At 46.2% G+C, this 26,203-nt stretch carries 27 protein-coding genes and 1 pseudogene; 2 read left to right on the top strand and 26 right to left on the bottom strand.

From position 1 onward, the window contains the following. Positions 1–51: 51 nt before the first annotated feature. Positions 52–990, bottom strand: coding sequence for a DMT family transporter (locus tag ABN764_RS15075; protein ID WP_446672366.1), 939 nt, complete (start codon positions 988–990; stop codon positions 52–54). 136 nt (positions 991–1,126) lie between these two features. Between ABN764_RS15075 and ABN764_RS15080 the strand changes: the two genes are divergently transcribed. Continuing rightward, a complete protein-coding gene (locus ABN764_RS15080; RefSeq protein ID WP_446672367.1) occupies positions 1,127–2,488 on the top strand; it encodes an aminotransferase-like domain-containing protein in 1,362 nt (453 codons plus the stop codon). A gap of 104 nt (positions 2,489–2,592) precedes the next feature. On the opposite strand, the gene ABN764_RS15085 is transcribed toward ABN764_RS15080, so the two are convergent. The 25 genes and pseudogenes from ABN764_RS15085 to ABN764_RS15205 form a co-directional block, all read right to left on the bottom strand. Beyond that, a complete protein-coding gene (locus ABN764_RS15085; protein ID WP_174810969.1) occupies positions 2,593–3,012 on the bottom strand; it encodes a VOC family protein in 420 nt (139 codons plus the stop codon). A gap of 241 nt (positions 3,013–3,253) precedes the next feature. Continuing rightward, positions 3,254–3,799: an NUDIX hydrolase gene (locus tag ABN764_RS15090; RefSeq protein WP_446672368.1), complete on the bottom strand. Its 546-nt coding sequence runs from the start codon at positions 3,797–3,799 to the stop codon at positions 3,254–3,256. Between the two features lie 203 nt (positions 3,800–4,002). Further along, the gene (locus tag ABN764_RS15095) at positions 4,003–4,521 is read right to left on the bottom strand and encodes a DUF6886 family protein (protein WP_446672369.1); all 519 of its coding nucleotides are present in this window, start codon (positions 4,519–4,521) and stop codon (positions 4,003–4,005) included. Between the two features lie 47 nt (positions 4,522–4,568). Beyond that, a pseudogene (locus ABN764_RS15100) lies at positions 4,569–5,059 on the bottom strand (HAD family hydrolase). Positions 5,060–5,113: 54 nt separating this feature from the next. Further along, a complete protein-coding gene (locus tag ABN764_RS15105; RefSeq protein WP_174811109.1) occupies positions 5,114–5,647 on the bottom strand; it encodes a hypothetical protein in 534 nt (177 codons plus the stop codon). Positions 5,648–5,681: 34 nt separating this feature from the next. Next, entirely contained in the window at positions 5,682–6,137 is a 456-nt protein-coding gene (locus tag ABN764_RS15110) for an NUDIX hydrolase (RefSeq protein ID WP_174811110.1), read from the bottom strand. Between the two features lie 161 nt (positions 6,138–6,298). Beyond that, positions 6,299–6,853: a GNAT family N-acetyltransferase gene (locus ABN764_RS15115; protein WP_174811111.1), complete on the bottom strand. Its 555-nt coding sequence runs from the start codon at positions 6,851–6,853 to the stop codon at positions 6,299–6,301. A 44-nt stretch (positions 6,854–6,897) separates the two neighbouring features. Next, positions 6,898–7,170 (bottom strand): GNAT family N-acetyltransferase, encoded by a 273-nt coding sequence (locus tag ABN764_RS15120; RefSeq protein WP_174811112.1) that lies wholly within the window; start codon positions 7,168–7,170, stop codon positions 6,898–6,900. Between the two features lie 42 nt (positions 7,171–7,212). Then, positions 7,213–8,235 carry an alpha/beta fold hydrolase gene (locus ABN764_RS15125; RefSeq protein ID WP_446672370.1) on the bottom strand — a complete coding sequence of 341 codons (1,023 nt, stop codon included), beginning with the start codon at positions 8,233–8,235 and terminating at the stop codon, positions 7,213–7,215. Between the two features lie 205 nt (positions 8,236–8,440). After that, the gene (locus ABN764_RS15130) at positions 8,441–8,644 is read right to left on the bottom strand and encodes a DUF4177 domain-containing protein (protein ID WP_028531552.1); all 204 of its coding nucleotides are present in this window, start codon (positions 8,642–8,644) and stop codon (positions 8,441–8,443) included. 57 nt (positions 8,645–8,701) lie between these two features. Then, entirely contained in the window at positions 8,702–9,280 is a 579-nt protein-coding gene (locus ABN764_RS15135) for a GNAT family N-acetyltransferase (RefSeq protein ID WP_446672371.1), read from the bottom strand. A 65-nt stretch (positions 9,281–9,345) separates the two neighbouring features. Then, entirely contained in the window at positions 9,346–9,885 is a 540-nt protein-coding gene (locus ABN764_RS15140; protein ID WP_446672372.1) for a DinB family protein, read from the bottom strand. Beyond that, complete coding sequence (locus tag ABN764_RS15145; RefSeq protein ID WP_174810269.1) at positions 9,886–10,089, bottom strand: DUF6199 family natural product biosynthesis protein; 204 nt, start codon at positions 10,087–10,089, stop codon at positions 9,886–9,888. A gap of 44 nt (positions 10,090–10,133) precedes the next feature. Next, positions 10,134–10,772 carry a histidine phosphatase family protein gene (locus tag ABN764_RS15150; RefSeq protein ID WP_174810270.1) on the bottom strand — a complete coding sequence of 213 codons (639 nt, stop codon included), beginning with the start codon at positions 10,770–10,772 and terminating at the stop codon, positions 10,134–10,136. Positions 10,773–11,226: 454 nt separating this feature from the next. After that, positions 11,227–12,030 carry an AAC(3) family N-acetyltransferase gene (locus ABN764_RS15155; RefSeq protein WP_446672373.1) on the bottom strand — a complete coding sequence of 268 codons (804 nt, stop codon included), beginning with the start codon at positions 12,028–12,030 and terminating at the stop codon, positions 11,227–11,229. Positions 12,031–12,059: 29 nt separating this feature from the next. Next, positions 12,060–12,881, bottom strand: coding sequence for a GNAT family N-acetyltransferase (locus ABN764_RS15160; protein WP_446672374.1), 822 nt, complete (start codon positions 12,879–12,881; stop codon positions 12,060–12,062). Positions 12,882–13,060: 179 nt separating this feature from the next. Next, entirely contained in the window at positions 13,061–14,539 is a 1,479-nt protein-coding gene (locus tag ABN764_RS15165) for an amidase family protein (protein ID WP_446672551.1), read from the bottom strand. Positions 14,540–14,630: 91 nt separating this feature from the next. After that, positions 14,631–14,810: a hypothetical protein gene (locus ABN764_RS15170; RefSeq protein WP_065290549.1), complete on the bottom strand. Its 180-nt coding sequence runs from the start codon at positions 14,808–14,810 to the stop codon at positions 14,631–14,633. Positions 14,811–14,899: 89 nt separating this feature from the next. Then, entirely contained in the window at positions 14,900–15,583 is a 684-nt protein-coding gene (locus ABN764_RS15175; RefSeq protein WP_446672375.1) for a carboxylesterase family protein, read from the bottom strand. Between the two features lie 43 nt (positions 15,584–15,626). Then, a complete protein-coding gene (locus ABN764_RS15180) occupies positions 15,627–16,451 on the bottom strand; it encodes a GNAT family N-acetyltransferase (RefSeq protein WP_446672376.1) in 825 nt (274 codons plus the stop codon). Between the two features lie 37 nt (positions 16,452–16,488). Next, complete coding sequence (locus tag ABN764_RS15185; RefSeq protein ID WP_446672377.1) at positions 16,489–16,995, bottom strand: GNAT family N-acetyltransferase; 507 nt, start codon at positions 16,993–16,995, stop codon at positions 16,489–16,491. Between the two features lie 248 nt (positions 16,996–17,243). After that, on the bottom strand, positions 17,244–17,768 hold the full coding sequence (locus ABN764_RS15190; RefSeq protein ID WP_446672378.1) for a GrpB family protein: 525 nt from the start codon (positions 17,766–17,768) through the stop codon (positions 17,244–17,246). A gap of 653 nt (positions 17,769–18,421) precedes the next feature. After that, entirely contained in the window at positions 18,422–21,634 is a 3,213-nt protein-coding gene (locus tag ABN764_RS15195; protein WP_446672379.1) for a cohesin domain-containing protein, read from the bottom strand. Next, the gene (locus ABN764_RS15200; RefSeq protein WP_446672380.1) at positions 21,631–23,178 is read right to left on the bottom strand and encodes a dockerin type I domain-containing protein; all 1,548 of its coding nucleotides are present in this window, start codon (positions 23,176–23,178) and stop codon (positions 21,631–21,633) included. Before ABN764_RS15200 ends, ABN764_RS15195 begins: the two co-directional genes overlap by 4 nt. A 16-nt stretch (positions 23,179–23,194) precedes the next feature. Continuing rightward, positions 23,195–24,844: an S-layer homology domain-containing protein gene (locus ABN764_RS15205; RefSeq protein WP_446672381.1), complete on the bottom strand. Its 1,650-nt coding sequence runs from the start codon at positions 24,842–24,844 to the stop codon at positions 23,195–23,197. Positions 24,845–25,443: 599 nt separating this feature from the next. Here ABN764_RS15205 and ABN764_RS15210 point away from each other — a divergent pair. Beyond that, positions 25,444–26,127 carry an MIP/aquaporin family protein gene (locus ABN764_RS15210; RefSeq protein ID WP_446672382.1) on the top strand — a complete coding sequence of 228 codons (684 nt, stop codon included), beginning with the start codon at positions 25,444–25,446 and terminating at the stop codon, positions 26,125–26,127. Positions 26,128–26,203: the final 76 nt, after the last annotated feature.

Consider the following 26,203-nt stretch of genomic DNA (forward strand, 5'->3'; position numbering starts at 1 on the left):
CCGAGTTTCGGTGCTTTTGGCTTTTCTTACACACTTCACAAATTCACTATCTCACGCCTGCTTCTTCATGTTGCTTGTACGGTGACGTTGACGAAGCGGGATATTGACGCCCAACACGCCGATTATAATGAGCACGGCTCCAACGATATGATAGTACTGCAAGCTTTCGTTCAAGATCATGACACCTGCTCCCATCGTCACAACCGTCCCTAATTGCGTAAATACGCTTACCTTCACTGCCTCTAGCTTCGATAATGCATAATTCGTCAAGTATGCGGTCATCAGAGAAGACAACACGCCCAAGTAGAGAATGGAGACTACGAACATCGGATCGAACAGCGGCTGCATCACTTTCCATGTCGTTCCTTGGGCAATATGCTGGAAGATCGCCATCGCATTAAAGAGCACGAATCCGAAGCTGGTCATAATAAAGGTTACATCCATCACTCCATATTTGCGTGTTCTCTTGCGTGCCGCAACGTTGTATCCCGCTAAGGAGAGAACAGACAGGAAGACAAGCAAGATACCTGATAAACTTGTATTTCCAACGTTAACGCCTTTCATCGCAAAGATATACATAAGTCCTGAGACCGACAGAAGTAGACCAAATTTTTGCTGCCATGTGGAATGCTCCTTCAACCAATACGATGCAAATATCATCGTGAATATCGGTACAGCCGCCTGAATAATCCCGGCTTCCGAAGCAGATACGGTGACGAGACCGAATGTTTGAAAGGCAAAAAACAATCCGGGATAAAGAACCGCAAGCGGGATAATCGTCGCAACATCCTTCCATCGCAGGTTCAGCTTTACCCTTCCGAACAGGATCAAGATCATGATAGCCACAAAGGATGCCGTAAATCGATAGGCAAGCATGTCTAGCGAGTTTACGCTTTGCAGCGCTATTTTTACAAAAACAAAGGAAAATCCAATAATCAGTGTATTTAGGATAGCGGCGATATACGCTTTTTTTACAGCTGAATGATTCATGATCGATTCCTCTCTTCCTTGCTTGCAAGCAATTGATTACTGAAGGCCCTACAACCATGTTAATTGCTGCAGCGCTATGCTACAATCAAGAAAATTAGCATCTGTACCGGTACAGATTCGAGGTGAATGGAGATCGATGTATAAATTCGAGCAGGTCATTCAGAATTTGGAGCGCAATCTGGAGAAGCACACCTTGAACGACGGGGATAAACTTCCTTCCATTCGAGAGCTTGCCATTCAATATGGGGTCAACAAGAGCACGATCATTCGGGCACTGCATGATTTAGAAGAAAGACATCTCATCTATTCGGTGGCGAAGAGCGGCTATTACGTTGTTCGGGCACGAAATCAAGCAGATTTCAAGAAGCAGGAAATTATCGATTTTGTCTCCGCCGCGCCTGACCCTGGCGTGTTCCCATACTTGGATTTCCAGCACTGTATCAACAAAGCGATCGATACCTACAAAAATGATCTATTCATATATGGGACCTCTCAAGGGCTGCCATCTCTACTTGCACTCATGCAGCGGCATCTCGCCAATTATCAGGTGTTTACACAGTTGTCCAACATCTTCATTGTATCAGGGGTGCAGCAAGCCCTCTCCATACTTTGTACCATGCCTTTTCCGAACCGAAAAAGGATGATTCTTATTGAACAGCCTTGTTATCATCTGCTGGTCGAACATCTGCAAACGCATCAACTTCCTGTAATGGGCATTCGCCGAACGGAGCAAGGCATCGATATGGACGAGCTAGAACGAATATTCCGTACGGAGGACATTAAGTTTTTTTATACAATACCAAGATTCCATAATCCGCTTGGCTCTTCCTACCGTACCGAAGAAAGGAAGCGAATCGCTGCCCTCGCACGCAAATACGACGTCTATATCGTCGAGGATGATTATTTGGCCGATTTGGAACACAATCCGAAGTCCGATCCACTATATGCGTACGATCAATCTGGGCATGTCATTTACTTGAAGAGCTACTCGAAGATTATTTTTCCAGGGCTCCGCATTGGGGTGGCTGTGATTCCAGATGCACTAATCCAGACGTTCAATCGGTATAAACGAACACAGGATATTGACAGTTCCATGCTATCGCAGGGAGCGCTCGAAATCTACTTGAAGAGCGGCATGTTCGAGCATCATCGCGAGAAAATACGCACCTCGTATGCCAGAAGGTCGCAGCTCATGCAGGAAGTATTGCGTGATATCTCCCTTCAGCAGCATGAACATTTCGCAATCCCAAGCGCTTCATCCCATCTAACGGTGCATACCCATCTGGAACTGCATGACAGACTGCCTGTGCAGCGGCTTATTTCGGATGCACAAAAGAAATCGATTCATCTCGAATCGATCGACAAGCATTACTTAGCTTCGTTCCCGGCAAGCAATTTGTTGAAAATCAATGTGACGAATGTGCCTGAGGATCGCATCGAGCTTGGGCTGCGTCAGCTCATAGAGATAGTGAGCACTATTCAGTTCAACAAAGGATAGCCTGAACCAAGATCCCCTACGAAGCGAAAAGGAGCGGCTCTCCTTAAGGTCAATTACTGACCATTAAAGATCCCGCTCCTCTTCCTTTCTCATGCAAATGCAAATTATGTATTCGCCAGATTCAATTGCCACGATACACCGAACTTGTCCTGTACCCAAGCAAATTTGGCGCTCCAAGACGAGGCTTCAAGCGGCATCAGCACTTGTCCTTCCTCAGACAGCTCCCGAAATACTCGATCGATTTCTTCTTCCGAATCGCATGTCACGAATAAGGATATAGCCGGCGTGAACTCATGGCGATGCTGCTTGTCCAAGTTATCAATGCACATGAACACCTGTCCTTTCAACGAGAACACGGCGTGCAGCACCTTATCCTTATCGCCTTCGTCCAGATTAGGCATTGCATCTCCATGTCGTACAAGGCTTATCACCTCAGAAGGTTGAAATATGGAAGTATAGTGCTTGATTGCCTCTTCAGCATTGCCGAAAAACATCAGAAACGGATTGATATTTGATGCGTTCACGCAAGTTCATCTCCTTTTAGCATTTATCCCCTTCTACTAATATTCTCGACTGCGGTCATACACATACCAAGCATCATGAACGGCATCTTTTAAAAAAACTCGACTGCATGGAACAAGTTCGTAAATTCTTAAGACAAAAAAATAGCCAATGACACCCTAAATGCAGTGCCCTTTGGCTTATAATCTCGTAATGCCCCAGCGTTTAGCAGTGAGGTATTAACGATCACATTTCAATTATTGATTATGAGGAATTGATCATAACAGCATATTTCTGCAAATACGCCTCCCGCTGTACCTCATCCCGTTCCAACGTGGAATCTATCTGTGTTGCAGTAATGTCCAGCAGCTTCCCTTTTTCAAATATGCAGTGATAATCGTAGCAGTACATATCGCTTCTCATGCCTTGAAGAACTTGGGGCATATTAGAGGCGACTCCTTGATTATGAACATCCATAATCCAATCTACTCGTTTCCAATCCAAGATGCCCTCGTCTGTCTTAATCGGCGTATTGTATGTAAAGCTCTTCTCCACACTTGCTGCGTACAAATACATGCCGCCAAACCTCGTCCCGTCCACCATCCAACTGACGATACCCTTGAATGTCAATTCCGTGGGCGTAATCCCCGTCTCTTCCGCCAATTCGCGTTCCATCGATTCACGAGGAGACTCCCCCGCTTCCAGCTTGCCGCCGATGCCATTCCAGCACCCCATCCAGCTCGGTTTCTCCCGATTAAGCAGCAGTACCTCGTTCCCGCGTTGAATATAACAGATATTGTAGATTAGCATATGATGTCTCTCCTGATGTTTCATAATGACTTCAGTTATCGTACCAAAAATAAAGCTAATTAGCGACAGTGGCACGCCATAAAGGAGTAGCAGTACGCCCGTTAGTAAATAACCCTCTTCCTCTGAGACAACCCATCCAAGAGGTTGATGATCGAGTTCTCCCTACTTGAAATGACTGATGCCTCAGTGCCACATCCTGCACTTTATTCAGCTGCTAATGGCTTCGCATGTTGAAATCGAATAATAGAGAAAGCATCCACCGTAGACGCAAGCACTGCATTGTAAATGGGATGCAAATTCGGTGTAAACCGCAATTCTACCCCAGTTCGCACGATGTGCTGAATGAGATTGGTCATCGGCTCGATCTGAATGGGCTTCACCGTTTGTTGCGAAATATAGTATCCAGCATTCGCATCTAGTAACTGAAAAGTGGAATCTTTAAACGTATATTTATAGATCGTTGTATTGCTTATCTGCTCGAGCCAGTCATTCTCAACCACTATTATTTTGTTTGCCACTGTGTGACCAAAGAATCTCGCTTCATCTTCCGTACTCATCATGTCCGATTTTGCATAAATGACCCTTGGACAATCTCGGGGCAAATAATAGTGAACCGCATTCTCCTCATTTATCGCCCATACTGCCGGCGGAATATGCGATTGTTTTGCTGGACGCGGTATAAATGTGGAAATGGTTGAATCTTCACTAAAATGGTATAGCATCGCTGATCTCCTTCATATATTCTTGTTGTCTTCGTATGAATATAAATCTATAAATATAATTTGAGATCCAACAGATCTCGAATCATCGCATCCGCCTCTGCAGGAATCTCATAATACTTGTCTCCCTTCCAGATTGCAGTCATTCCAATAGCGCGGCTCGCCCTCACGTCATTGTCCGGATGATCGCCGACGTAAAATCGCTTCTTCTGCTCGAACAGACAGTTTATACAATGCACGATGGAATAAAGCTGGATCTGGCTTGCGTAGCCCTTCCCACTCGGAAATCAAGATACAGTCAAAATAGGCTTCAATGCCAAGACCCTGCACATTTGCATACTGAAATTGACCATATCTGCCGGTAAACTGCATCCTTCCATACATAACCCCGGCAATCCAGCTCGACAAATCGATTCACGAAGGCCTGCTTATCGATCTTCTGCAAGCCTCTGAATCTCACATATTGATCCTCAAGAAAAGATAGCAATGAGCTCTCTCGATCCAATAGCGTACCATCCAAATCTAAGATAACAGCCTTCACACCGACACCTCCCGACCCGTATACCGTTCATTGTAAACAACAACTATCACTCACTTATGAGAATGTGGTATGATTGTTCACTTCCAACTCAATTATTTCAACATGCTCCTCACCATAACTATCTGACCAACGCAATTTGACATAACTGCCAGCGAAGTCATCCTTCGTCATGGTCCGCTCGAACTCCGTAGGCTCGCTTTGAGTGGAGCCCAAGTGATCCAATTCCGATAATAGTTGCACACTGCCGTTCGTAGCTAGCATTCCACTCGTAAGAACTCCCTCTTCGCGTTCCCCATGCTTCTCGTAATATTCAATATAGAACGATGAGGAATCCTTAATATCCTTGGTGTCACCCAGGTAAGTCAATGATGCAGATCCTCTTCGTATCGAATTCGATGTTCGCATCACCTGATAATGACGAAGCTTCCAGTGCTCTGACTGCCCTCTTAACTCGAACACATCCAACGCAGGCTGCACAACTGTCTCATTTTCTTTCTCTTTCTCTGTCATAAGGCATCCTATCGTGATCAAGTTTGTAATAAGCAAGATAAGCGCTATCCCCCATGGTACTTTAGAATGACGCATCATGCTCAACCTCCTTGCTTCCGATTGTCATCTTCAATTACCACTTCTGAATATATCCCGCCTTGCGCAAATACTTCTCATTGAATGGATTCAACTCTGGAATCGGTTCATCAAGAGCGAAATACTTCACTTCCAAACCCTCATGATCATTCACGACAGGTATTCCCGTTACATCCAAAGCTTCATACACTGCAATTACATTATAGACTTCATCACCGTGCGGGTATTGGAAGTACATATCCGATCCAGACAACAGTGTAACAAATTTCATTCCTCCTGCACGAAGTCCCGTTTCCTCATAAAGCTCGCGATGCGCCGCTTCCTCCATCGATTCCCCTAATTCCATTGCGCCGCCTATCGTTCCCCAATCCAGAGTATCCGCCCGCTTTTGAAGCAATAAGTGGCCTGCTTCATTAAATACGAGTACACAGGCACCTACTAAAAGCAATGGCTTCGTACCTACAACTTTCCGCAATTCCGATATATATCCCATGTCTTTCATATCTCCTTTATGAACGCTGTGTTGTTAGGCAGAATGCTGAATATGAATATTAACCCCAAAATTAGGCATAATCATTATCCTAAAAACAGGAACCGATGTACATACAAAAAAAAGCCATGCTTCCTTCGTTAAGATAAGCTGGCTGTTCTGGTCTACTTTGCATTTATGTAGTAGATGAGATGATCTGTCCACGCGTCATTTTCATATATAAATCCTTTTCGAATACACTCAAACTTCATTCCAACCCCTTCTGCACATTTGATTGAAGGAGTATTATCAAGGTTAATATGCGCCTCAATGCGATGATAATTAAGTTTATCAAACGCAAAAGTAATTGCTGCAGCTACAGCCTCTTTTCCATACCCCCTTCTCCAGTATTGATTATGAATCATATAACCTAATCTGGCCCATTGAAAATCATCCCGCAATAGCGTAGAAAAGTCGATGGCCCCTACATGGGCGTTGTCTTCTTTTCGAAAGATGCCGAAAAAATATAGTTTATCTTCGACAGCCAATCTATGATGATTGTCTATCTCGAGTTGAAACCATTCTTCGGTGTATCTGCTCATCTCAACGGTGCCTTCATCATATTTATGCTGTGCAGGCATCCTATTTTCATATCCAGCTAGCCATGCGAAGTAGTCTTCTCCCTCAAGCGGTCTAATCACAAGCCGTTCAGACTGTATACGGTAAGAGCACTTGTTCAACCAAACACCTCATCTTCAACTGAGATTTATTATGATAAAGATCGCTATTTCTCCAGGACATACAGATAATGAAGCATATCTCCGATCTGATATGGCTTGACGAATTCTTTTATAACAGCCATCCCTAGCCCACATAATCCAAAGCCATACTCTTGATAGCGCGCGTTCTGCCGATCTAACCATGCTTGTACATCTGCATCCTCAAACTTGCGATCATAGGCATACATGACCTCTTCATCCTGCAGAATCTCGCATAAATCTGGATAATCTGCCTGGTTCATCTGCCGCAATTGCAGCCGCTCTGTTTCTAGTATCATCTCTGCCTCCCCTTAATGCTACATTAGGATACAATAACGAACCTACGCCCTTATTGCGATTTCGATCAGTTCCTGTTCAATACGACGAGCATCATCAAGATGGAACATATGAGCGGATTTATCCATCCAGATCAACCGTTTGCCAGCAGGGGCCTCCAACTTCGCGCAAAACGTTTCTACAAACTGCCCATGCACATGAACATCATGTCTGCCGTGTATAAATGTAACTGGTATATCAAGCCTTGTTAATTTGTGTTCCAGTTGAATTTCGGCAAATTCCTCGACCATGCGCTGCGTATAAGTCGTTCGGAATCCATTGATCGTGTTTATCACATCTCGCAGCGTATAATCTGGTGAGCGGAGCAACATGCTTATAGCAGCCTTCATTCCTGGGGATTTCGTATCCTCATCCTCATACACCATGGAGTTGAATCTGCCCATCCATTTGCGAAGCGTACCCCACTGCTCCACACTATCCACATATGGGGGATCACCACATCGAAGCAGTTCGTCTCGTGCTTTTTTCATACCTCTTGCATCCGCCTGCTGCAGTGTCCATTCCAAACAGAGCTTGTCGTTTTCAGCCCAATTTATAATCTGTGAAATACCAATATACGCATGAATTTGCTCCGGAATTTCGGCTGCCAGAAGCAGCCCAATGATCGATCCCCAAGAATGACCAACAAGCGTGACCTTTTCACAACGATAGGTGTTCCTTACATAATGAATGAGTTCCTGTGCATCGTCTACAAATTGCTGCACATGAAATGATGCCCGAGGCGTACCGCTGGAGTAGGTTTTGCCTGAACCACGCTGATCCCACATAACGAGTGTATAATGTTCCATAAGTTGCTTGGTCGTAGTAGCGATAACGTAATCCCTTCCACGACAAGATACACCTGGCAACGGCAGACCAGGACCACCATGAAGCATAAGCAGGATAGGAAGACCTTCTCTTATCGATTGAACCAATATGTATTGTTCGATTCCACCGATCTGAACCTTCTCAATCTTATTGATGCCAGTATGAGGAATGTTGAACTCTCGTTTAGCTAACCATTTCATAGAGCTCCCCCTTGCAATCAGTGCGTTCCACGCCAACGGTACCAATAGCGATATGCCTCTTTGTACTGAAGCTTCTGATAGAGATGCAAGGCAGGCGCATTGTTCTGTACGACTAGAATATAGCTGCGAGATGCCCCTAAGCCCAGTCGCGGTTTTATGAGAATCCAGGACTGGGCCAACTTTCATCAAATTCCTTATATGTACCTTACAAATAGACTTTGCGCTTGAATACAGCAATGATATCTCTGGACTGACCATGGGTGGTGCTCGTGTCGAAGCAGGACACTAACTCCCATCCTTCGTAGCCAGCTTCATTCAGCATTTGCTCGAAGCCATCTTCATCGACCTTGCCGCCCAGAAATCCTCCTGTCTTATATTTGATCGTACGATATTCCCACTTCGTATCCAACTTATCATCTCCCAAGATAGCCAAAATAACTGTTCTCGTAAATTATATCACGATACTTCAGACAGATGATGACGCTCCTGCTGAAACGCCATGTCTCTCCCGAAATTCTCGCGCTAGTATACTCATCAAAATAGAGTCGTGGTATTCATGATTGTAGTAAAGTGCTTCTCTCTGAATCCCCTCTTGTACAAACCCAATCTTCTCGTAGGCTCGGACTGCCCTTGCATTGTATGAAAATACAACCAATTCAATTCGATTGAGGTTCAGCATACCGAAGCCGTAATCCAACATAAGAATCATTGCTTCCGAACCGTACCCTTGTCCGCAGTCCTCTTCAGCGAATATCGCGATACGAATATGACCGCTCCGATTCGATGGATCCATATCCATAATCGCAATTTCTCCAATCGGCCGATCATCATCCTGCAATGTGATAACAAACTGCGCCCGAGCACTGTCAGCTGCAATCGTATTCAAATAGTTTTGTAGAACTTCTTTGGAAAACAGCTTTTTCGTACCCGTCAATCGGTTAGACTCCTGTTGGAGTAATGCCTCATAGTACCAATCTATGTCGTCACCAGTAAATGGACGTAAGTATATTCTTTTTCCTGCTATCCCTTTGCGTGAATTGCTCATTTTACGTCACCCTCTTCAGTATATTTAGAAAAGAAAAATAGTTATGTAGCCATGTTCTTTGCTTTTCAAACTTTCAGTTCGGTTTCGATCCTTTGCCGCAGTGCCTTTTCATTCAGCCCATGCTGCACAAATTGAAACCGCGTGCCTGTTCTCCGCTGTACACGGTCTATGACTTGCCCAGCATGATAGGCTGTATGTTCAACGAGATGATAGAGGTCATACATAGAATGATTCTTGGAATGAGATTGATCGATCGCCACACCTAAAGCCTCAAAGGATTCGATTACCCGGGCAATCAACTCCAGCTTGCTCATAGGCTTATTCGGAAAATGCGTTTCGATGCCCTGATCGAAGCGGCGATCAGGGTTCGAGAGCCGCATCGTATTGCGGTCGACGTGCGCGATGATATGCAGCACAATGCTGCCAATACAATTTTCACCCTCTGACTCCTGATCCCACAGCATTTCAGGTGAAATGCATTGAAGACATGACAACAGCTTTACTTGATAGTGGGAAACCAGTCGATGTTTAGATATCAAGAGAAATTCATCTAACTGTCTATCATCCACCATATCTCCGCCCCCATTGCCAGCATCAAAAGCCACTCAGACAATCATCCTATAGATCAATAACCCTAGGCCTAAGGCCATAATGAGTACCCCGCTTGCCTTGGTAAGCATGATGTAATTACCACTTGGACCAGATTCTCCATCTATGGCCCGCCCATGCTTCATCTCCCATCCGAACTTAGGAAAGAAGAAGCTGACAGCTCCTGCAATAATAATAACAACAGCAAGGAAAACAGTCATAAGCAGCACATCCTCCGCTTCACTTATTTGCCTTCATTTCGACCTTACTCTTGGAAAGAAGCCTGATAGTGACTTGTATCTCCATGCTGAACAATTACAGCTTGTGACTCACCCGCAATAATCTCCACCTGACTAAGACTAGTTGGCTGAATATGAGGCGGATCCCAGAGTTGATCTGGAAGTCTGTGCTCAAAGTAAGCCATCAGCGTCTTCACGACAACCGTATGTGTCACGATCAGAATCGACTTGCCTTCGTTGTCCGCAATCATGGACTGTACATACGGCAGCACTCGATGACGAAGCTCTTCGAATGTCTCTCCGTTCACGCTCTTATATTCGGTCGGCTCATACCAAAATGCCTCGAACTGATCTGGATAGGCTCGCTGCAATTCATCTGCAAGCTGTCCTTCCCAGTCTCCCATATGAATTTCCTTCAACGCATCCGTACTAATAATCGGGATATCACGCTCCCCGCGAATGAGCCGTGCCGTCATATCCGTTCTGCCGCTGCTGCTGGCATAGATGCAATCAATCGCTGTATCCTTCATCGCTTCACCCAACCATTGTGCCTGCCTAACCCCAAGCGCCGTCAACGGGGAGTCCATATGCCCCTGCATGCGCCGCTCCACATTCCATTCGGTTTGGCCGTGGCGGACAATATATAATGTCGTCTTCTTGCTCATCGCTATCACTCCTATTCGCGAGCCGTTACTCGTTCGAAATCATTTCTGCACATACAACACAACCCGATCTGAGATACGGATGATCCTGGATCGGGCTTATCACGAGTAAATGCTGTTCCATTATTATACATACGAATTTCGATATTAGAAGTTACAAAATCGTTGTTCTGTCAATGCGCACTCGGAATATCGTGAACCGGCAGTATATCCCTCATGTAAGGCATAATAACGCAGTGTCATCCAACAAGTTATACCCTGCGATATGCATTCCAATCGACTTGCTGCAAGTTTTCTACTTGGAACGTTTCTCTTAGCAGTACGCCAAGCGAATAATTGCCTAACTCCTCTCGATAGCGCTGCTCGTCGATGAGCGATTTTTACATTTATAGGTAGTGAAGTAAGTCTGTTCGAAAACGTGAAGTAGGTACCACAAGGTGCTCGTTCACTCTATCATTCAGCGTCGATGTTTCTCCATCCACTGAACAGCATAATCAACAAGCTCTCGGACAGGCATTAGCAATGCGTCTGCATTTGCTATTTTCCCGCTGCGCACATAACCAGTATCACGGGCAAAATCAGCCCCCAGCTTCTCAAAGTCATCGGTATCGAAGTCTACATCTTGATAGGCTACCCATGATTTCACACCGTCTACGATCATCGGAGACTTCAACTCCATTATCTGCTTGCTCGCATAGTCAGCACGATACTCAGCCAAATGGATAGACGTATTATTGCCATGCCCAACGCCCAGCAGCAAGACCCAACCGTTTAGCTCGTACAATTTCGCTAGTGGAGACTGTTCACCAAGACTGTAATCGAGACTGTGATTCGCAATGATCCGATCCTTGTTCGCTCCCCACGCAGCAAAGGAAACCTGAGGGTGATAGCTTCGCACAACCCCGCTCTGCTTACGGAAAAGCTCTGGAATAATCCCCATTTCCAAGCACGGTGTAAATGCAATATCAAATGCTGGCATTTGCTCCCGAATCGGTTCCCACCACGATTCCGGAACAGGAGGGCATTGCCATGTCGATGGATCTGATAAATCCACGGTATGCGTTGGCATGACCAGAGTTCCCTGCTCACTTAGCTGCTCTTCGAGCGCCAGTATGACAGCTGATGCGCCGCCCGCAACCCAGCTGCCTAATGATTTCATAGAGGAGTGCAGAATAAGGTTCATCCCCGACTGCACGCCCAGAGCCTCAAAATCTTTCGTTAATGTGTCAATCGTAAATAGTTCCCCGCTCATGACTTCCATTTCGAATCCCACCTTATTTGAGTTACTTTCTATTTGCTCGTCCATGTTGTTCGTACGTAACCCAACTTCATTCCTACCCGCTCCATATTACGATGGCTTGGTGATAGAAATGCGCACTGGCTAACGGCCAACCGGCAGCCACTCTTTGCTGCTTCTGCGATTCTATGTTTCAACAGCCTGTTCTGTAATCCGAGCCTACGATATTCCGGTAAGGTCGCCGCAAATGTCAAGGAGGTAATACTGTTGTGCATATGCATGACCCCTGCAGCTGCAGGCTGCTGATCAACATAAGCGACATAGAACTTCCAGCCCAGACGATGATATAAAATTCGATTATTCATCGCGACATGCGGGATTCCGCTGTCCGGTAACCCAGTTCCCTTGCAATGAATCGTGGCATACATTTCGAAATCGTCTTCTTGCAGCTCAGCTACGCGAATGCGCTGATCATCCACCCACTTTTCTGCAAACGCCTTCGGCTCTATACCGTAATACATGGATGTATGATGACCAGAGGGATACATGCCACGCTCCGACAACCGCTTCAGAAATGGAGCGTCCACCATCCCGGGCACAATTTCGAACTGCGGCTTCCCTCCACGATCCGTGAAGAACTTCATCATATCTTCGATTCGGTCTATATCCGCTCCTCTGCATCCTTTTATCGTGTTGAAGGACGGCCAAGGCATTCCAGCACTAAAGTAGCACGCAGCTTCCCCAATTCGTTCCAGTTCTACAGCCTCGGGATTGCCCGGTTTCTGCTGAATCGCAAGCATGCGATCCCACATATAATTGATTTCGGATTGTTCAATTTCATTGATTAACCCTTCGGATGCGATGCCGCTTTCCATTTCCAATCCACCTCTGACTCTAGTAGGTATCGTAATACTATTCACACAATTTCGTGACTGTAGAGCAGGATCAATATTCCAGCTATTTTGCTCATAATAGCTGGCGCATAGATACAATATGTATCAATTGCGATGAATAAATATACAGCGCCCTGTCCTCTACAGAAGGGATATCCCCATTATGATTCTAACTGCGGAGCAACCCGATGCCTCGTCGCCTGCTCATAACCATAGGCCAGTCTCAGCAAAGTCGGTTCCGCATAAGCCCTTCCGACAAAGGTAACTCCTTGCGGCCCTTTCGTCGTATAGCCCCCAGGTGCTATAATCCCAGACTCGGCATATCCCGCCGGGATGGTGATGGATGGATACCCGGCTCGAGCGGCCAGATCAGCGCCATGCTCATTGCCTAGGAAGAACAGTGCATCCAATTCATGCTTACTCAAGACTTCGTCGATACCATGGCGAGCCATCTCCTGATTGCGATTGAGGCTAGCATGGTATTCTGGCTCCGTTAGCGTTCCACTTGTCTCTTCCGCCAAGTAGAGCACATTTTGACCGTATTTCAAGGCAATGTCTGCGTGCGCTTCATTGTACGCAATAACCTCTGCAAGAGAATGAACGGGCATCGTAATGTCCAATCTACCTAGATAGTCATTCAGCGCTTTTTTGAATTCAAATCGAAGTACATTGGAATCCCATTTCACATGCTCACAAGACAGCTCTACCGGATCAATGATGGTTGCACCCTTGCTTCTCAGCACCTCGATGGCAGACTCCATAATCGCTAGCCTCGCTTCATCCAAGTCCTGATAATAAAATCTTGGAATCCCTATTCGCGCCTGCTCGATGAAGCTCTCGTCTAAAAATGGTGTATAGTCGCGATATGATCGAGACTTACTCGTCTGCGTACATGCATCTGTCTCGTCGACCCCCGTTATCGCACCCAGCACTATGGCTGCATCTCTTACGGTTCGCCCCATCGGTCCAGCCGTATCCTGACTCACTGTAATCGGGATAATTCCGCTGCGGCTGATGAGACCTAGTGTCGGTTTAATTCCCACGATACCATTTTGACTGGATGGAGAAATAATCGAACCTGACGTCTCCGTTCCAATTGCAGCAGCTGTTAAATTCGCCGCTACCGCAACAGCCGAACCCGAGCTCGACCCGCCAACAAATAATTCGCCTGGCCCGTATGGATTAAGCGTTAGCCCACCTCGTGAACTGTAGCCCGCCCACATTGTGCTTGACATAAAATTTGCCCATTCGGTCATATTTGCCTTCCCAAGAATGATTGCGCCCGCCTCACGCAGACGTGCTGCTACGTAAGAATCCTCTGGCGCGATCCATTCCGCCAGTGCGATCGAACCTGCACTTGTATGCAGCCTGTCATGTGTATCGATATTATCCTTCAATACAATGGGGATGCCATGCAGCATCCCACGACATCTTCGTTCTTGCCGTTCTTTATCGAGTTCACGTGCAATCGCAATCGCATCCGGATTTACTTCCAAAATGGAACGAAGCTCCGAATCAACCTTACGGATACGTTCCAAATAGACGTTAACCAGCTCTTCCGCGGTCAGTTCTCCCGCATTCATTGCCGCCTGCATACTTGATATATCTGCTTCGATAATCCATGTAGATAATGATTCCATGTTCGATTCAACAACCTTCTCTGTCGTGTAATTTTCTATATCTATCATTCTTGTTCTAACGATCTGCTGTGTGAATAAATGATTCATTCATCTATGCAGAGCCTGCACCAATGAACTGAATGACTCCGATTCCGAATGTAACAAGGAAAATAACGATGACTGCAATGATTACATACTTGAACCCTCGAATAAACCTCTGATTTCTCTCAAGCTGCTTCTCTACCTCCGTTAGGCGCTGTTCAAGGTCTTGCAGATTTACTTCCTTTGACATGTCTTCGTTCCTCCTAATGAAGATAATCTATTGGAATAAACCGGATAGGCAGCTGGTAAAGATCATGGATGCTCGTTCATCGGCTTAACTTATTTCTCATTCGCTTCGCTTGATGAAGCAGGCTTGGAATGGCTTAGCAGCCATTGATATAGCTCTGGATTTTGATAGGTTTCCGTCCATGCATCGTGATTGGCATTCGGATAGATGGTTAACTTGGCATTGCCGCCTGCTGCGTTCGCCGCATCCACCATTTCGCTCGATTTTTTAACAGGTATTACATTGTCTTTCTCGCCATGGAATGCCCAGATGGCTGTATGTTTGAGCTGTGCCGCCTTTTGTGGGTTCCCCCCGCCACAGATCGGCGCAATCGCTGCAAACTTATTTGGGTAATCCGCAGCCAAGTTCCATGTTCCACAGCCTCCCATACTTAGACCAGTTGCATAGATCTTGCTTTCATCAATACGATAGGTTTCGCATACGTCATCCAGCAAAGCGATAATCGCATCGCGTTCGATTTCCCATAATGATTCTTCCGGGCATTGTGGAGAGACGATAACAAAAGGGAGTTTCTCTTCCTTCTCAGCCAACTTCGGTGGACCATGCCGCTTCACTAATTCGATGTCGTTCCCTCTCTCGCCAGCCCCATGCAGGAAGAGCAGCAATGGCCATTTCACCGCAGGTTCCACTTCATACTTGTCAGGCAAATATAATAGATAATTTATCTGTACTTGCTTCGTAATCTCACGCTGCATTCGATGTGATAATTGCGTCATTCATCAATCAGCCTCCTGGTTTACATAATAGAAAGTACGTTCCCTACTGCAGCTTATATTGATATCCCTTGTAGCTTATTTCTCTCTGGAACCCTATTCGCTCTGCAATTGCACTCGACGGCTTATTCGACGCTGTACAGTCCCAGCACATCGATTGGCCTTGGGAAAACAAATGCTCCGCATACGCACGAACTGCAATCTGCGCAAGCTTGCGTCCACGATATTGTTCTATCGTGTCAATTCCTAGCGCATGAATATGGCGGTATCGGAATCCGGTCATGCACAAGCTTGCGACGGTCTCATTGTGCATCACACAAAAACCACCACCTTCTTGTAGAAACCGCTCCGTCGATTCCCAAAAGTCTAGTACTCTGGATTCAACAAAAGAATGATTCCGAATACTTTTATTTTGCAGCAGTTCCTCTGTAACTTGGACAACCGTATAATCACGGTGAGGCAATTGGATTGCTTCTTGCTTGTAATCCGGCAACATTAGCGAATATACATAAGATGTCCATGAGGACAACTCTCGATCGGCAAATATGTGCTCAATCGCTTTATTCCAACTTGGATGAGTGCCGATGCATTCTGCCCACTCCAGCCCAAATCCCATCGCTTCTTCACGTATCACTTTATCCATATAGACTCTTATGTCCCTATTGAAGGATGCATTAGTAGCGTCACCAACAAATAAAAAACCATCTAAATTGCCCTGCCACACCATTGCGGACCTTGGAGAGTCCGGATGATCGACAAAAATTCTGCCTGGGTTGTTGCCTGCAACGATCGCCTTCGGCTCCAGCATCGTTGTGCAATTTACTAGATCCTTGCATATATAAAATTGATCGCGCTCAAGTTCAACTATCATATATATCGCTCTCCTTTCGATTTAGTTGATAGGTGTGTTAACGAATTCTTTTCTCTAAGCAGTAAAACGGGACATCCGAATGTGGAAAAATAACCGTTCCTCTTATTTCATATTGTAAATGTTGATAGAATGATAAAGCCCTTTCATTTTTGGAATAGCAATCTAATCGAATGCTGGATAGAGAATGGTTGCCTGCATACCACTCTGCAAAGCCCATTAATTTCGTTGCTATCCCTTGCCCCTGCAATTCCGGATCAACCCCAAGGCGATAAACAACAAGACACTCCGCATCCTGACTAGACTGCCATTGAATCGTCTCATACTCGGTAGGCTGACTGCTGTGCAAGGTAATGACTCCACAAATCAAATCATCCTTAAAATAGGCATACATTGACCCACTGGCTATACTTTGTTCTACCACTTCCACGTTGGGATAATGTTCATCCCATTGATCGATTCCTTGAGCAATCATATGTGCTGTGCACTGTGAGAAGAGCTTCATGATGTGTGGTAACTCCAACTTTTCAGCTAAACGAATGGTCACTTCATTTCCTTCTTCCTATAGGTTTTATACGATATTTTACAAAGGAATAACCTTTTCTTCCCTACGCAACAATTCCTGTTTTTTGATTTTTCCTTTCTATTACACTCCCGCTCATTCTGCACAAATTCTTCCTTCGTTAAGCCAAATAGAATCACATCCATTTACCGTCCATCGATATACCTTCAATATACCGCTTAAAGTGGAAGATTTCTTGTGAAAGAACAATATAAATAAAACTTTACCCAACCTTAATCCAGATTCACATTTTCCCTACGCGCCATGTTGATGATGCCTTGTATGAAATCAGACTTCCCCGCTGTGTATTGAACGCGATCATGCGGAAATTGTGCAACTAAAGCATGCTTAAGCTGCATATACTGCTCCCTTGCATCCCGGTGCATCTGTAAATAATTGCGGAATCGGATATTGTCCTTCCAATTCTCCCCATTATACAGATAGACATGCAGATGTTCTGTGCCCGCTCTCCACTGTCCCCTGCGAAAAAACAATCGTTCAGGGAAATCTGGCTTATGCACATATTCATAACCAATCTCCAGCAATCGTTCGATGTGCTTCGCCTTCATATCTTCTAATTCCCGTACACCAAGCATCATATCAATGACTGGCTTGGCACTGAGCCCCGGCACCGACGTGCTTCCGATATGCTCAACCGCCAAACCTATGTCCGCGACGGCTTCCATAATCTTGTTTCGTTCTTCTTCATACCTTCTTATCCATTCAGGGTTATATGAATCAATAATGACCTGTTCCATATCCGCACCTCATCCTGTCAAAACTTCAAAAGCATTTTTTCGAACCAACTTTCTAAAAAATCACACTCTACAGTGGCAGATATTAGTGACAACCGCGTCAGATCAGTATCCTGTTAATGATTGCCCCTCCATAATTATAAATCCATATCCCACTTCATTCCAAATTGATCTACTAATATTGTCAAATATAATTTGATTCGTATGTAACAGTGTATTCATTACATAAATTAAGTGTAGGCTTGTGGAGCTCTACAAATGAAATCGTTGAACTTTCGCTCTATTCCAAAGGGCCTTCTGGTCAACTTAATAGAGTATTTTCAACTACCGTGAATCTTGGCCCCACTTCCCCAAGTCCTGTCGAGATTTCAGTTGGATACCTTAGTGCAGGAACTTATGTCCTTAAAGGGGAATTTCAAGGTTCTTACGGTAGTCTTGGGATGGTTAGTTTGAATCAAGTCTATTAAAATAAAAGGGCCAAGCGTATGATTTCGTTCGTTTGGTCTTTTTATCTATCGCCCGCCCAAAACTAGTCGTAACAACGTACTATAAACATCTCATTGATGTACTCATAGAATGAGACAGCGCCCCTTTTCCGGCATTCAACCGAAAGAAGGGGCGCCTTGTTTATAAAGGGCTGCTCAGATGGCAGAACCCTAGTTCACGGACTCTAGCGATTTCAATACGACCAGTGCAATATCGCTGATATCAATGATTCCATCTCCGTTCAAGTCCATCATTCGGTTGCTGTCGTCAAGCTTCTTGCCCAATTGCTTGGCAATGAGCGCGATATCCTGAGCGTCTACTCTATGGTCTTTGTTGAAATCTTCTACATCGTAAGCGAATCGGATGCCAAGCTTCTCATCTTCCGAGAGCATATAAGACAGTTTGGTCACATCTCCATTTTTGTCGGTAAATAACGACTGTTTGGTAAGCACCACTTCCGCCGGATCGCCAAATTGCTTCGCCTTTATGGTTATATGCGCAATATCCACGTTGCCGCCTAGTGCTCGATCTCCTAACTGAGTAGCAATGATGTTGACTTTGCCCTTCGCACCGTCTTGGTTCCAACCCAGATAAGCGGTAGATGTGGAACCGAACCCGTCTGCCATCCGAACATCCACCACTTCGAACAGGACGGGCTCAAATGCCAATGCTGCCTGCACCGCATACAGGTCGGCAACGTCCTTGGCCTGCAAGATCACATCAAACGTATCTCCGACGGACACTTCGCCCACAGCCTTCAATTGCAGCCCGCCAGGTGACTGTCCTTCAAAGGTCACTTGGTCATAATATCCGACCATCATGTTCCACGCCGAAGAATATAGGGATATTCGTGCGAATACCGCTTGTTCTGGAGCAGTGCCGGTCGCTGAAATGTCGATCCATTCTTTTTTCGGCATGCCTTTAATTACCGTGCCTGCTACCGTACTGATCCGGGCACCGGATTTATCATAGAAATATAAAACGATGCCGGAGTCATCCGTTCTCAAGCCTTCAATCAGTCCCTGCTCGATATAGAGTTTCGCCGAAGCCGTATATTCGCCGCCGCGGACGACTGGAATCGGATCACTAAGATAGCTGCCGATTCCTTTATCGCTTTGTGACTTGTCAATAATTTTCAAGCTTTGCCCCGCTTCTCCGCAATAACTCTGCTCCTTCGAAAGGCTATACTCAACTTCCTTTCCTGCTTCCGTGCGACTCCAGCCCGGGATGGTTCCATCCGCATTTAGCGGTTCCTCGAAGCAGCCGTTTCTAACAGTCGTCTTGACGCTGTCAGACTCGGAAATCGGGATCATCATCAGTTTCGTTTTATCGGTGTAATAGATTTGTTCATGCCCGTCCGCGTCCTTAGCGAGCGTCATGAAGCTCAGTTCAAAGTTGCTTGGGGTTAAGGTGCGATGCTCCATCGTGGCTGGATCAACGACCGTCATCCGGCTCGCCAGGCCAATATAGAGAAGGCCATCCTCTCCCCAGCGGGAATAATACGGACGCCACATTCCGTAATCCTTTACATCGGAATAGATGTTTTTCTGCTTGACCACCGAAAGATCTTCCGGATTTAAAGCAAATAGGATACCGTCAACGCCGCCCCACAACAAACCGTCTGGACCAAACGTAAGGCCGCTGATCATCCGATGATTGCCAAGCCCTGTTAGTGATGTAAGCTGCGTATGCATCGTTATTTCCTTTTTCGCGACATCCCACACAAACACTTCCGGATTATTCGCAGGCATCGTTGTGTTTAACCCGCCGGATTTGGTAGTTGAACCATAAATTTTGCCGTCCTTATAGGCAAGACCTACAATGCTATGATCCTTGATGATATTGCGGTAAACCTGCTTTTCTCCGCTCGCCAAATCGTATATCGTTAATGCTCCGCCCAATAGCCCATAGTCCGGAATCGTGCCGATCAGCAGCTTTCCGTCCGCATACTCCATCTTATAGGGTCTATCTTGACCTGATCCAATCTGGAACAGCTGCTTAGGCTCACTCATTTTGCCGCCGGAAATATCCGTCTCATAAATGTACCCGCCAGGATATATCCCGTAATATACCTTATTTCCGGCAGATACGATCCCTTCCGCTTGTCCGATCAAGAAGTTGGATGATTCACGGGTTACCGGATCAAACGCACCTCCGACCCCGCCGGGATAAGCGGTCATATACAGGCGTCCGTCCGTACCCCGCTCCATATTATGAATCGGAATCGGTCCGCCTTTGGCGGCAACGCCCGGCAAATCTTTGCGCAGTCCTTTCTTCACGTCCAGCGCCGATAATTTGCCGTTGCCCTGGATCGTCACAATCGTGCGGTCAGGGGTTAGCTCAGGATCCCCCATATCGATCCATGCCGCCCCACGTAAGGAAGTAGCAAAGCTAATTCCCGTATTTCTCGTCGCAAGCGTCGACAAATCAACCTCCAAGATGCCTCCGTGGGCTGGCACATAAGCCTTGCCGTCCGCGACAGGGATCTGGTTATAGCTCATCACTCCCTTACCGTTTACTGGATCAACACCTATATATTTATCTTCCCACTTCTGTTCCTGCAGATTGTAGTAGACCATCATCAAACCTGCTTCTCCACTTGCTTTGACAAACAGATATTTATCCACTACGGCCATATCATAGGCAAATTCCAGTTTTTCATGTTCTACACCAAGAATGCCCGGTACTGCGTCAGAGATCACTTCCGAAGCCCCTGTCTCCACGTTTACCTTCACGACTTCGAACGGAAGTGCCATGCCGGCATAAATGTATCCATCAACGTATGCCATGGAGCGTATATAGTTGTGGTTAGCGAGCAAGCTCCCGTAATCCTTTAATTCTTTGGTCTTCGGATTATATCGGAACAGCTTGCCATGATCATAGGTGCCGATATAGACATTGCCTGCCGGATCGGTCGTCATGGACCATACTGACTTTTCGCTCCCGATAACCTTGAGCTTCTGGACGGTTTTGGTAACCGGAGAGTAGCTCCACAGCTCTCCCGTTCCTGATGCGGTATTGGTGCCAATATAAACGGTACCGTCGGGAGCAATGACATGTCTCCACGATTGGGCGACTCCTTCAAGCTCAAAAGTACGGATTAGCGCGTTATTTTTGACATCTATCACGTTAAATACGGCAGGAGTGGTTGATGCTGTTGTGTACAGCACATCCCTTTCATTTTCTTTTCCCATCACGCCGTCGTTGATCGATACGGTACGGATCGGATAACCGAGATTTATGGGCGTTCCAAACTTTAATTTCGACAATTTACTCTCCTTCTCCGAGGCTGCCTGCGCCCCCATCGGCAATAGCGTACTCAGCCCCAGTGCCAAGATAAGCGCCATAGTAATTGAACGGTTTCTCATACCGCGTGGTATCATAGAGCATGTCCTCCTTCATCCAAATTCAGCAGCTTCGACAGGATCGCGTTGGTCAGCGCCTCGACATCCGCATGATCAATTCTGCCGTCATTGTTGATATCATATTTCCAGTTGTCCCCCGTCGCCATTTGCCCGACCATTTTGGCTACAGCCATCACATCAAACAGATCAATCTTCCCGTCGCCGTTCACATCCAGAGATGCTCTGCGGATGTAGGTGCTGGATCGTTCATCGGATGTACCGATATAAATCTTGTTGTTCTGGATACCTTCTGAATCCTGTAAGCCAGAGCCCGTAAGAAGCGTAACATCAACACGATCTGGCTCACCCAAAACTTTAAAGGTGACATTTATGATCTGTTTATCATCGCTGACGCTAGAACCCGCTGTTTTGGATACCTCGAATTTCAGAACCCCCGCTTCATGACTCCAATCCAGCTTTACTTCCCCACCTGTATGAAAGTCACTTGCGACGGCTGCATACACAACCTCCAGCACTGTCGGATCATAACGCAAGCTGCCAAATGCCTTCTGCACGTCCTGACCTCGGCTCAGCATAATTTTGGCTTCAAGCTGCTGGCTGCCTGAAATGCCTGTCGGCATTTGCAGATGCAAGGTGCCTGGCGCTTTCTCTTCTTGCGGTGAGGTTAGAGTGAAGTCATCATAAAAAGCACCTGACTCCGCAGTAAAGTAGTTAGAAATAGAAGCTGCTAATCTCGCATTTACGGCATTGGAAGGAGCAATACCCGTTACCGTAACCCGCGTCCACGACCCGACGGTTCTTAAATGAACGATGTTCTCGCCATCCTTATCCGTATTGACCTGTTTCCCGGCTGCATCATAGAAACGAAGCACAAGGCTCGCTCCGGCCGCATTTCCTGCATTCGGGGCAATATACATCATGGCCGACCCGTTATACGTATAGCCCGGCGTTACAGGGTGCGGATCGCTCTGCACATAAATCGGCAGTGTATTCGATTTATCTACCAGCTTCAGGCTGGAAGTGCCGTAATACCGCATATCCTGCGATATTTCATGGGAAGTTCCCTCATTCGGAGCAAAAAACATGCTCCAGCCCGGGATGGTTCCATCCGCATTCAACGTCTCTTCAAACCCGTTATTGAAGAGTGGTTTCACTTCATGAATTTCTTGAGAAGCCAGTTCGCCCGCCCCTACAGGCTCAAGCAGCGGATCCTTTTCTTCTCCTTCCGGGATCAAGGAGTCATCCACCGGATCTTCCTGCGGTTGTTCAACCATACCGTCCGCCGAATCACCATCTTTGCCATCGGACGGCACATCAACTGAACCATCGCCAGGCTCACCGTTATCCATGCCAGATCCATCAGTCGGCCCACCATCAGCGGGTTCGCCAATCGGCTGATCGGCTGGATCACCGCCCTGTCCGGCAAATATCGCATCTTCACTTGCCACAGAAGCCTCGGCGGTTCCGGGAACAAGCATTAACGGCGGCTGCAAGGCGATTAGAAAAGCCAACGCGGCAATTCTCCCCATTTTCCAAGCTTTTTTCAATCCGGAGTTCAACATAACCGACTCCCCTCCCTTATTTCGCATGCTGATGCATTTTCCAAATCAACACGGCCGTATCGGCACGATTTGAAGACTGCTTCGGCATAAATAGGTTCTGCCCCGTACCTGAAATGATCTTCATTTCTTTTGCCTTATTTACCGACGATTTGGCCCAAGAACTAATTGCATTTTGATCAGCAAACGCCTTGCCTGAAGCCTGCGCATTGCCGCCCTGAACCTGACCGAGGATTTGTAATGCATTCATCATCATGACGACCATCTGCTCACGGGTCACCGGTTCATTCGGCTTGAATGTGCCATCGTCGTAACCTTTGGTTATTTGAAGCTGATGCATTATTTTCACGTCTTCGTAATACCAATCGCCTTTCCTAACATCCGAATATGCAGCTTCTTCTTTACGATCCGTTATAAGCCGATCCAAGGAGAGCGCTTTCACGATCATGGAAGAAAACTCAGCGCGGGTCACTGCTTTGCTAGGCGAAAATAACGTCTCCGATGTCCCTTGCACGATATGCTTCGCAGTTAGAGCCTCAATTGCATATCGAGCTTCCGGATAAATGCCGGAGATATCTTCATACGACTTGGTATATTCCATCACTCGGTATGTCCCGGCCTGCTTTACAACCAGCCTGAATTTACTAGCCTGCTCTTGATGGAGGGCTTCCCTGATATAATCCCAAGCAGCCGTAGCCGTGTTATAACGATAAACGCCCAGTTTATTGACATCACGTCCGCCCAGCGTATATTCCAACAATGCATTAAGCTCGATTTTATTGATTTCCGCAGTATTCATCTTCCATTGAGACAGAGATAATTTCATGTCCTCCAAAAGTGTTTTTCGCTTGCTCAGATCCTCTGGGGCAATCACATAGGTATCCACGCCCTCTTTATTCATAGAAATGGAAGATAGTTTCTCCAGGATGGATAACGCAGCTTTCTGCATGACCTCCTTGTCCGCTGAAGCCGGTTCCAATTTCAACCCGTTCAGTAAGGTTTGCAGCATTTCCGCAGCACGTACCGGATCCTTTTCCTTCAATATGGCATCCATATTCCAAACCGGCTCCTTGCTTGAACCCGTCTGTCCGCTCGTGGTGCCCGATCCTGAACCTGACCCCGATCCCGGAGACGGATCTCGGTCGTCCTTCTTCGAAATTGTAAATGTTATTGCTTCACCTACACCAAATGTAAGCACTTTCAAATCTTTGTATCCTTGCTCATTAACAACTCTTTCGCTGCTTACGGCTTTCACATGCTGAATCTCGACAGCGGCCTGTTTTCCTTGCAGCGCCTTAAACGTAATTTCTGCTAGGCGAACAGATGCCTGCGGAATTCCTTGCAGCTGTTTTCTCATCACGGGGATATAAAGCTTCCCTTCATTGGCATCATCCTTGTAAGCGCCAAAAGTATCATACCCGTCACCGGCCTTTACCTCCAGCACCTGCAAAGCCTTGAGGTCGTACGTTAGCGAAACCTCGACACCAAATAGATCATTGAAATTTTCACCGCTCACTTGCAACTTGAACGTGTCACCAACATGTACGCTGCTTGAAGGGTTACTAAGAGCAATCCGTGCCCCCTCAGCCGCCTTGGCGTCCATGCTACCAAAGTTGAAAGACGTCAATATGAGCAGCATCAAGCAAAGCGCAAACATCATTTTTTTCATCCTGATCTCTCCTTTCGGATCAAACTTTTGGGTTAGATACGGATTTAGCTAAAAGAGATCACCTCCTTCGGTCATGTCCTTTATTCTGTATAAAGTGAACCCACGATTGTTCAGATGAATTTTTCAACATGAAGTGCCATGGGTAAATGAAAACCCGCTTCATCATCTTATAGTCGACAGTAGCGGGTTTTCTTCGTTGTATATGGAAATGCAGTTCTAACTGAATCTCCTTTTGTAGTCGTGCATGTTTCATAATATTGCTTGAGTGAAATTGAAGTTTTGACGCTTTCATTTTCAAGGAACTTTTCTCCTATTTCGCTGCCTACCAATTGGAATTCTTACCCACCCCTCGATCTGATATAAATTTCTCCATCAGCCTACGTTTTCCTCTTTTATTCGCGTTATATCTTCAAAGGTAAGACAAATGCCCTTTTTCTGAATCGGATTCAACATATTTTTGCTGTAATGACGCATAGTCTTAACAGAGAAAGGACATTTTTAATGACTTTTCAGAAAATATTGGATGTTTCTTTATGGTTTTCAAAGGTGTATATGGTATTTGTCATTGACAATTCGTAAGTATTACAAGGAGGAACTACATGCACTCACCAATCAAAAAATATCTTTCCGAACTTATCGGTACATTTGTACTCGTTCTGTTCGGTTGCGGAAGCGCAGCAACTGCAGGAGCACAGCTCGGAAATCTCGGCATCGCCTTTGCCTTCGGCTTGTCGATCATTGCGCTGGCCTATGTAATCGGGCCAATCAGCGGATGTCACGTCAACCCAGCTGTCTCACTTGCCATGCTGTTCAATAAAAAAATGTCTGTTACAGACTTCATCGGGTATGTTGTCGCTCAAACAATCGGGGCTGTAGCAGGCGCTGGATTGCTGTATGCAATCATTGATTCCACGGGCACTGCGGTAACGAACCTTGGCCAGAACGGATTCGGGGCTGGTTACGGCATCGGCATTACTCCAATCATGGCATTTGTTGTCGAAATCGTATTGACGTTCGTGTTCATTTACGCCATTCTTGGTGTAACTTCGGATGAAAGCAAGGGCAGTGTAGCCGGAATCGTGATCGGTCTTACACTTGCGTTCGTTCACATTCTTGGTATTGGATTGACAGGAACATCCGTTAACCCTGCCCGCAGCTTCGGGCCTGCTGTACTGCTCGGCGGCGAAGCATGGTCCCAACTGTGGGTGTTCGTAACAGCACCATTCGTTGGCGCTATCCTAGCGGTCATTGCACTCCGCGTATTGGGAAGCCGCAAAGCCTAAGATAGACACCAACACATAACGAAGGGGCTTGCTGCATAAGCGCAGCAAGCCCCTTTGTATATGCAAAATGCACATG

This window comes from Paenibacillus wuxiensis, from assembly GCF_040195695.1.
Lineage (GTDB): Bacteria > Bacillota > Bacilli > Paenibacillales > Paenibacillaceae > Paenibacillus_B > Paenibacillus_B suaedae.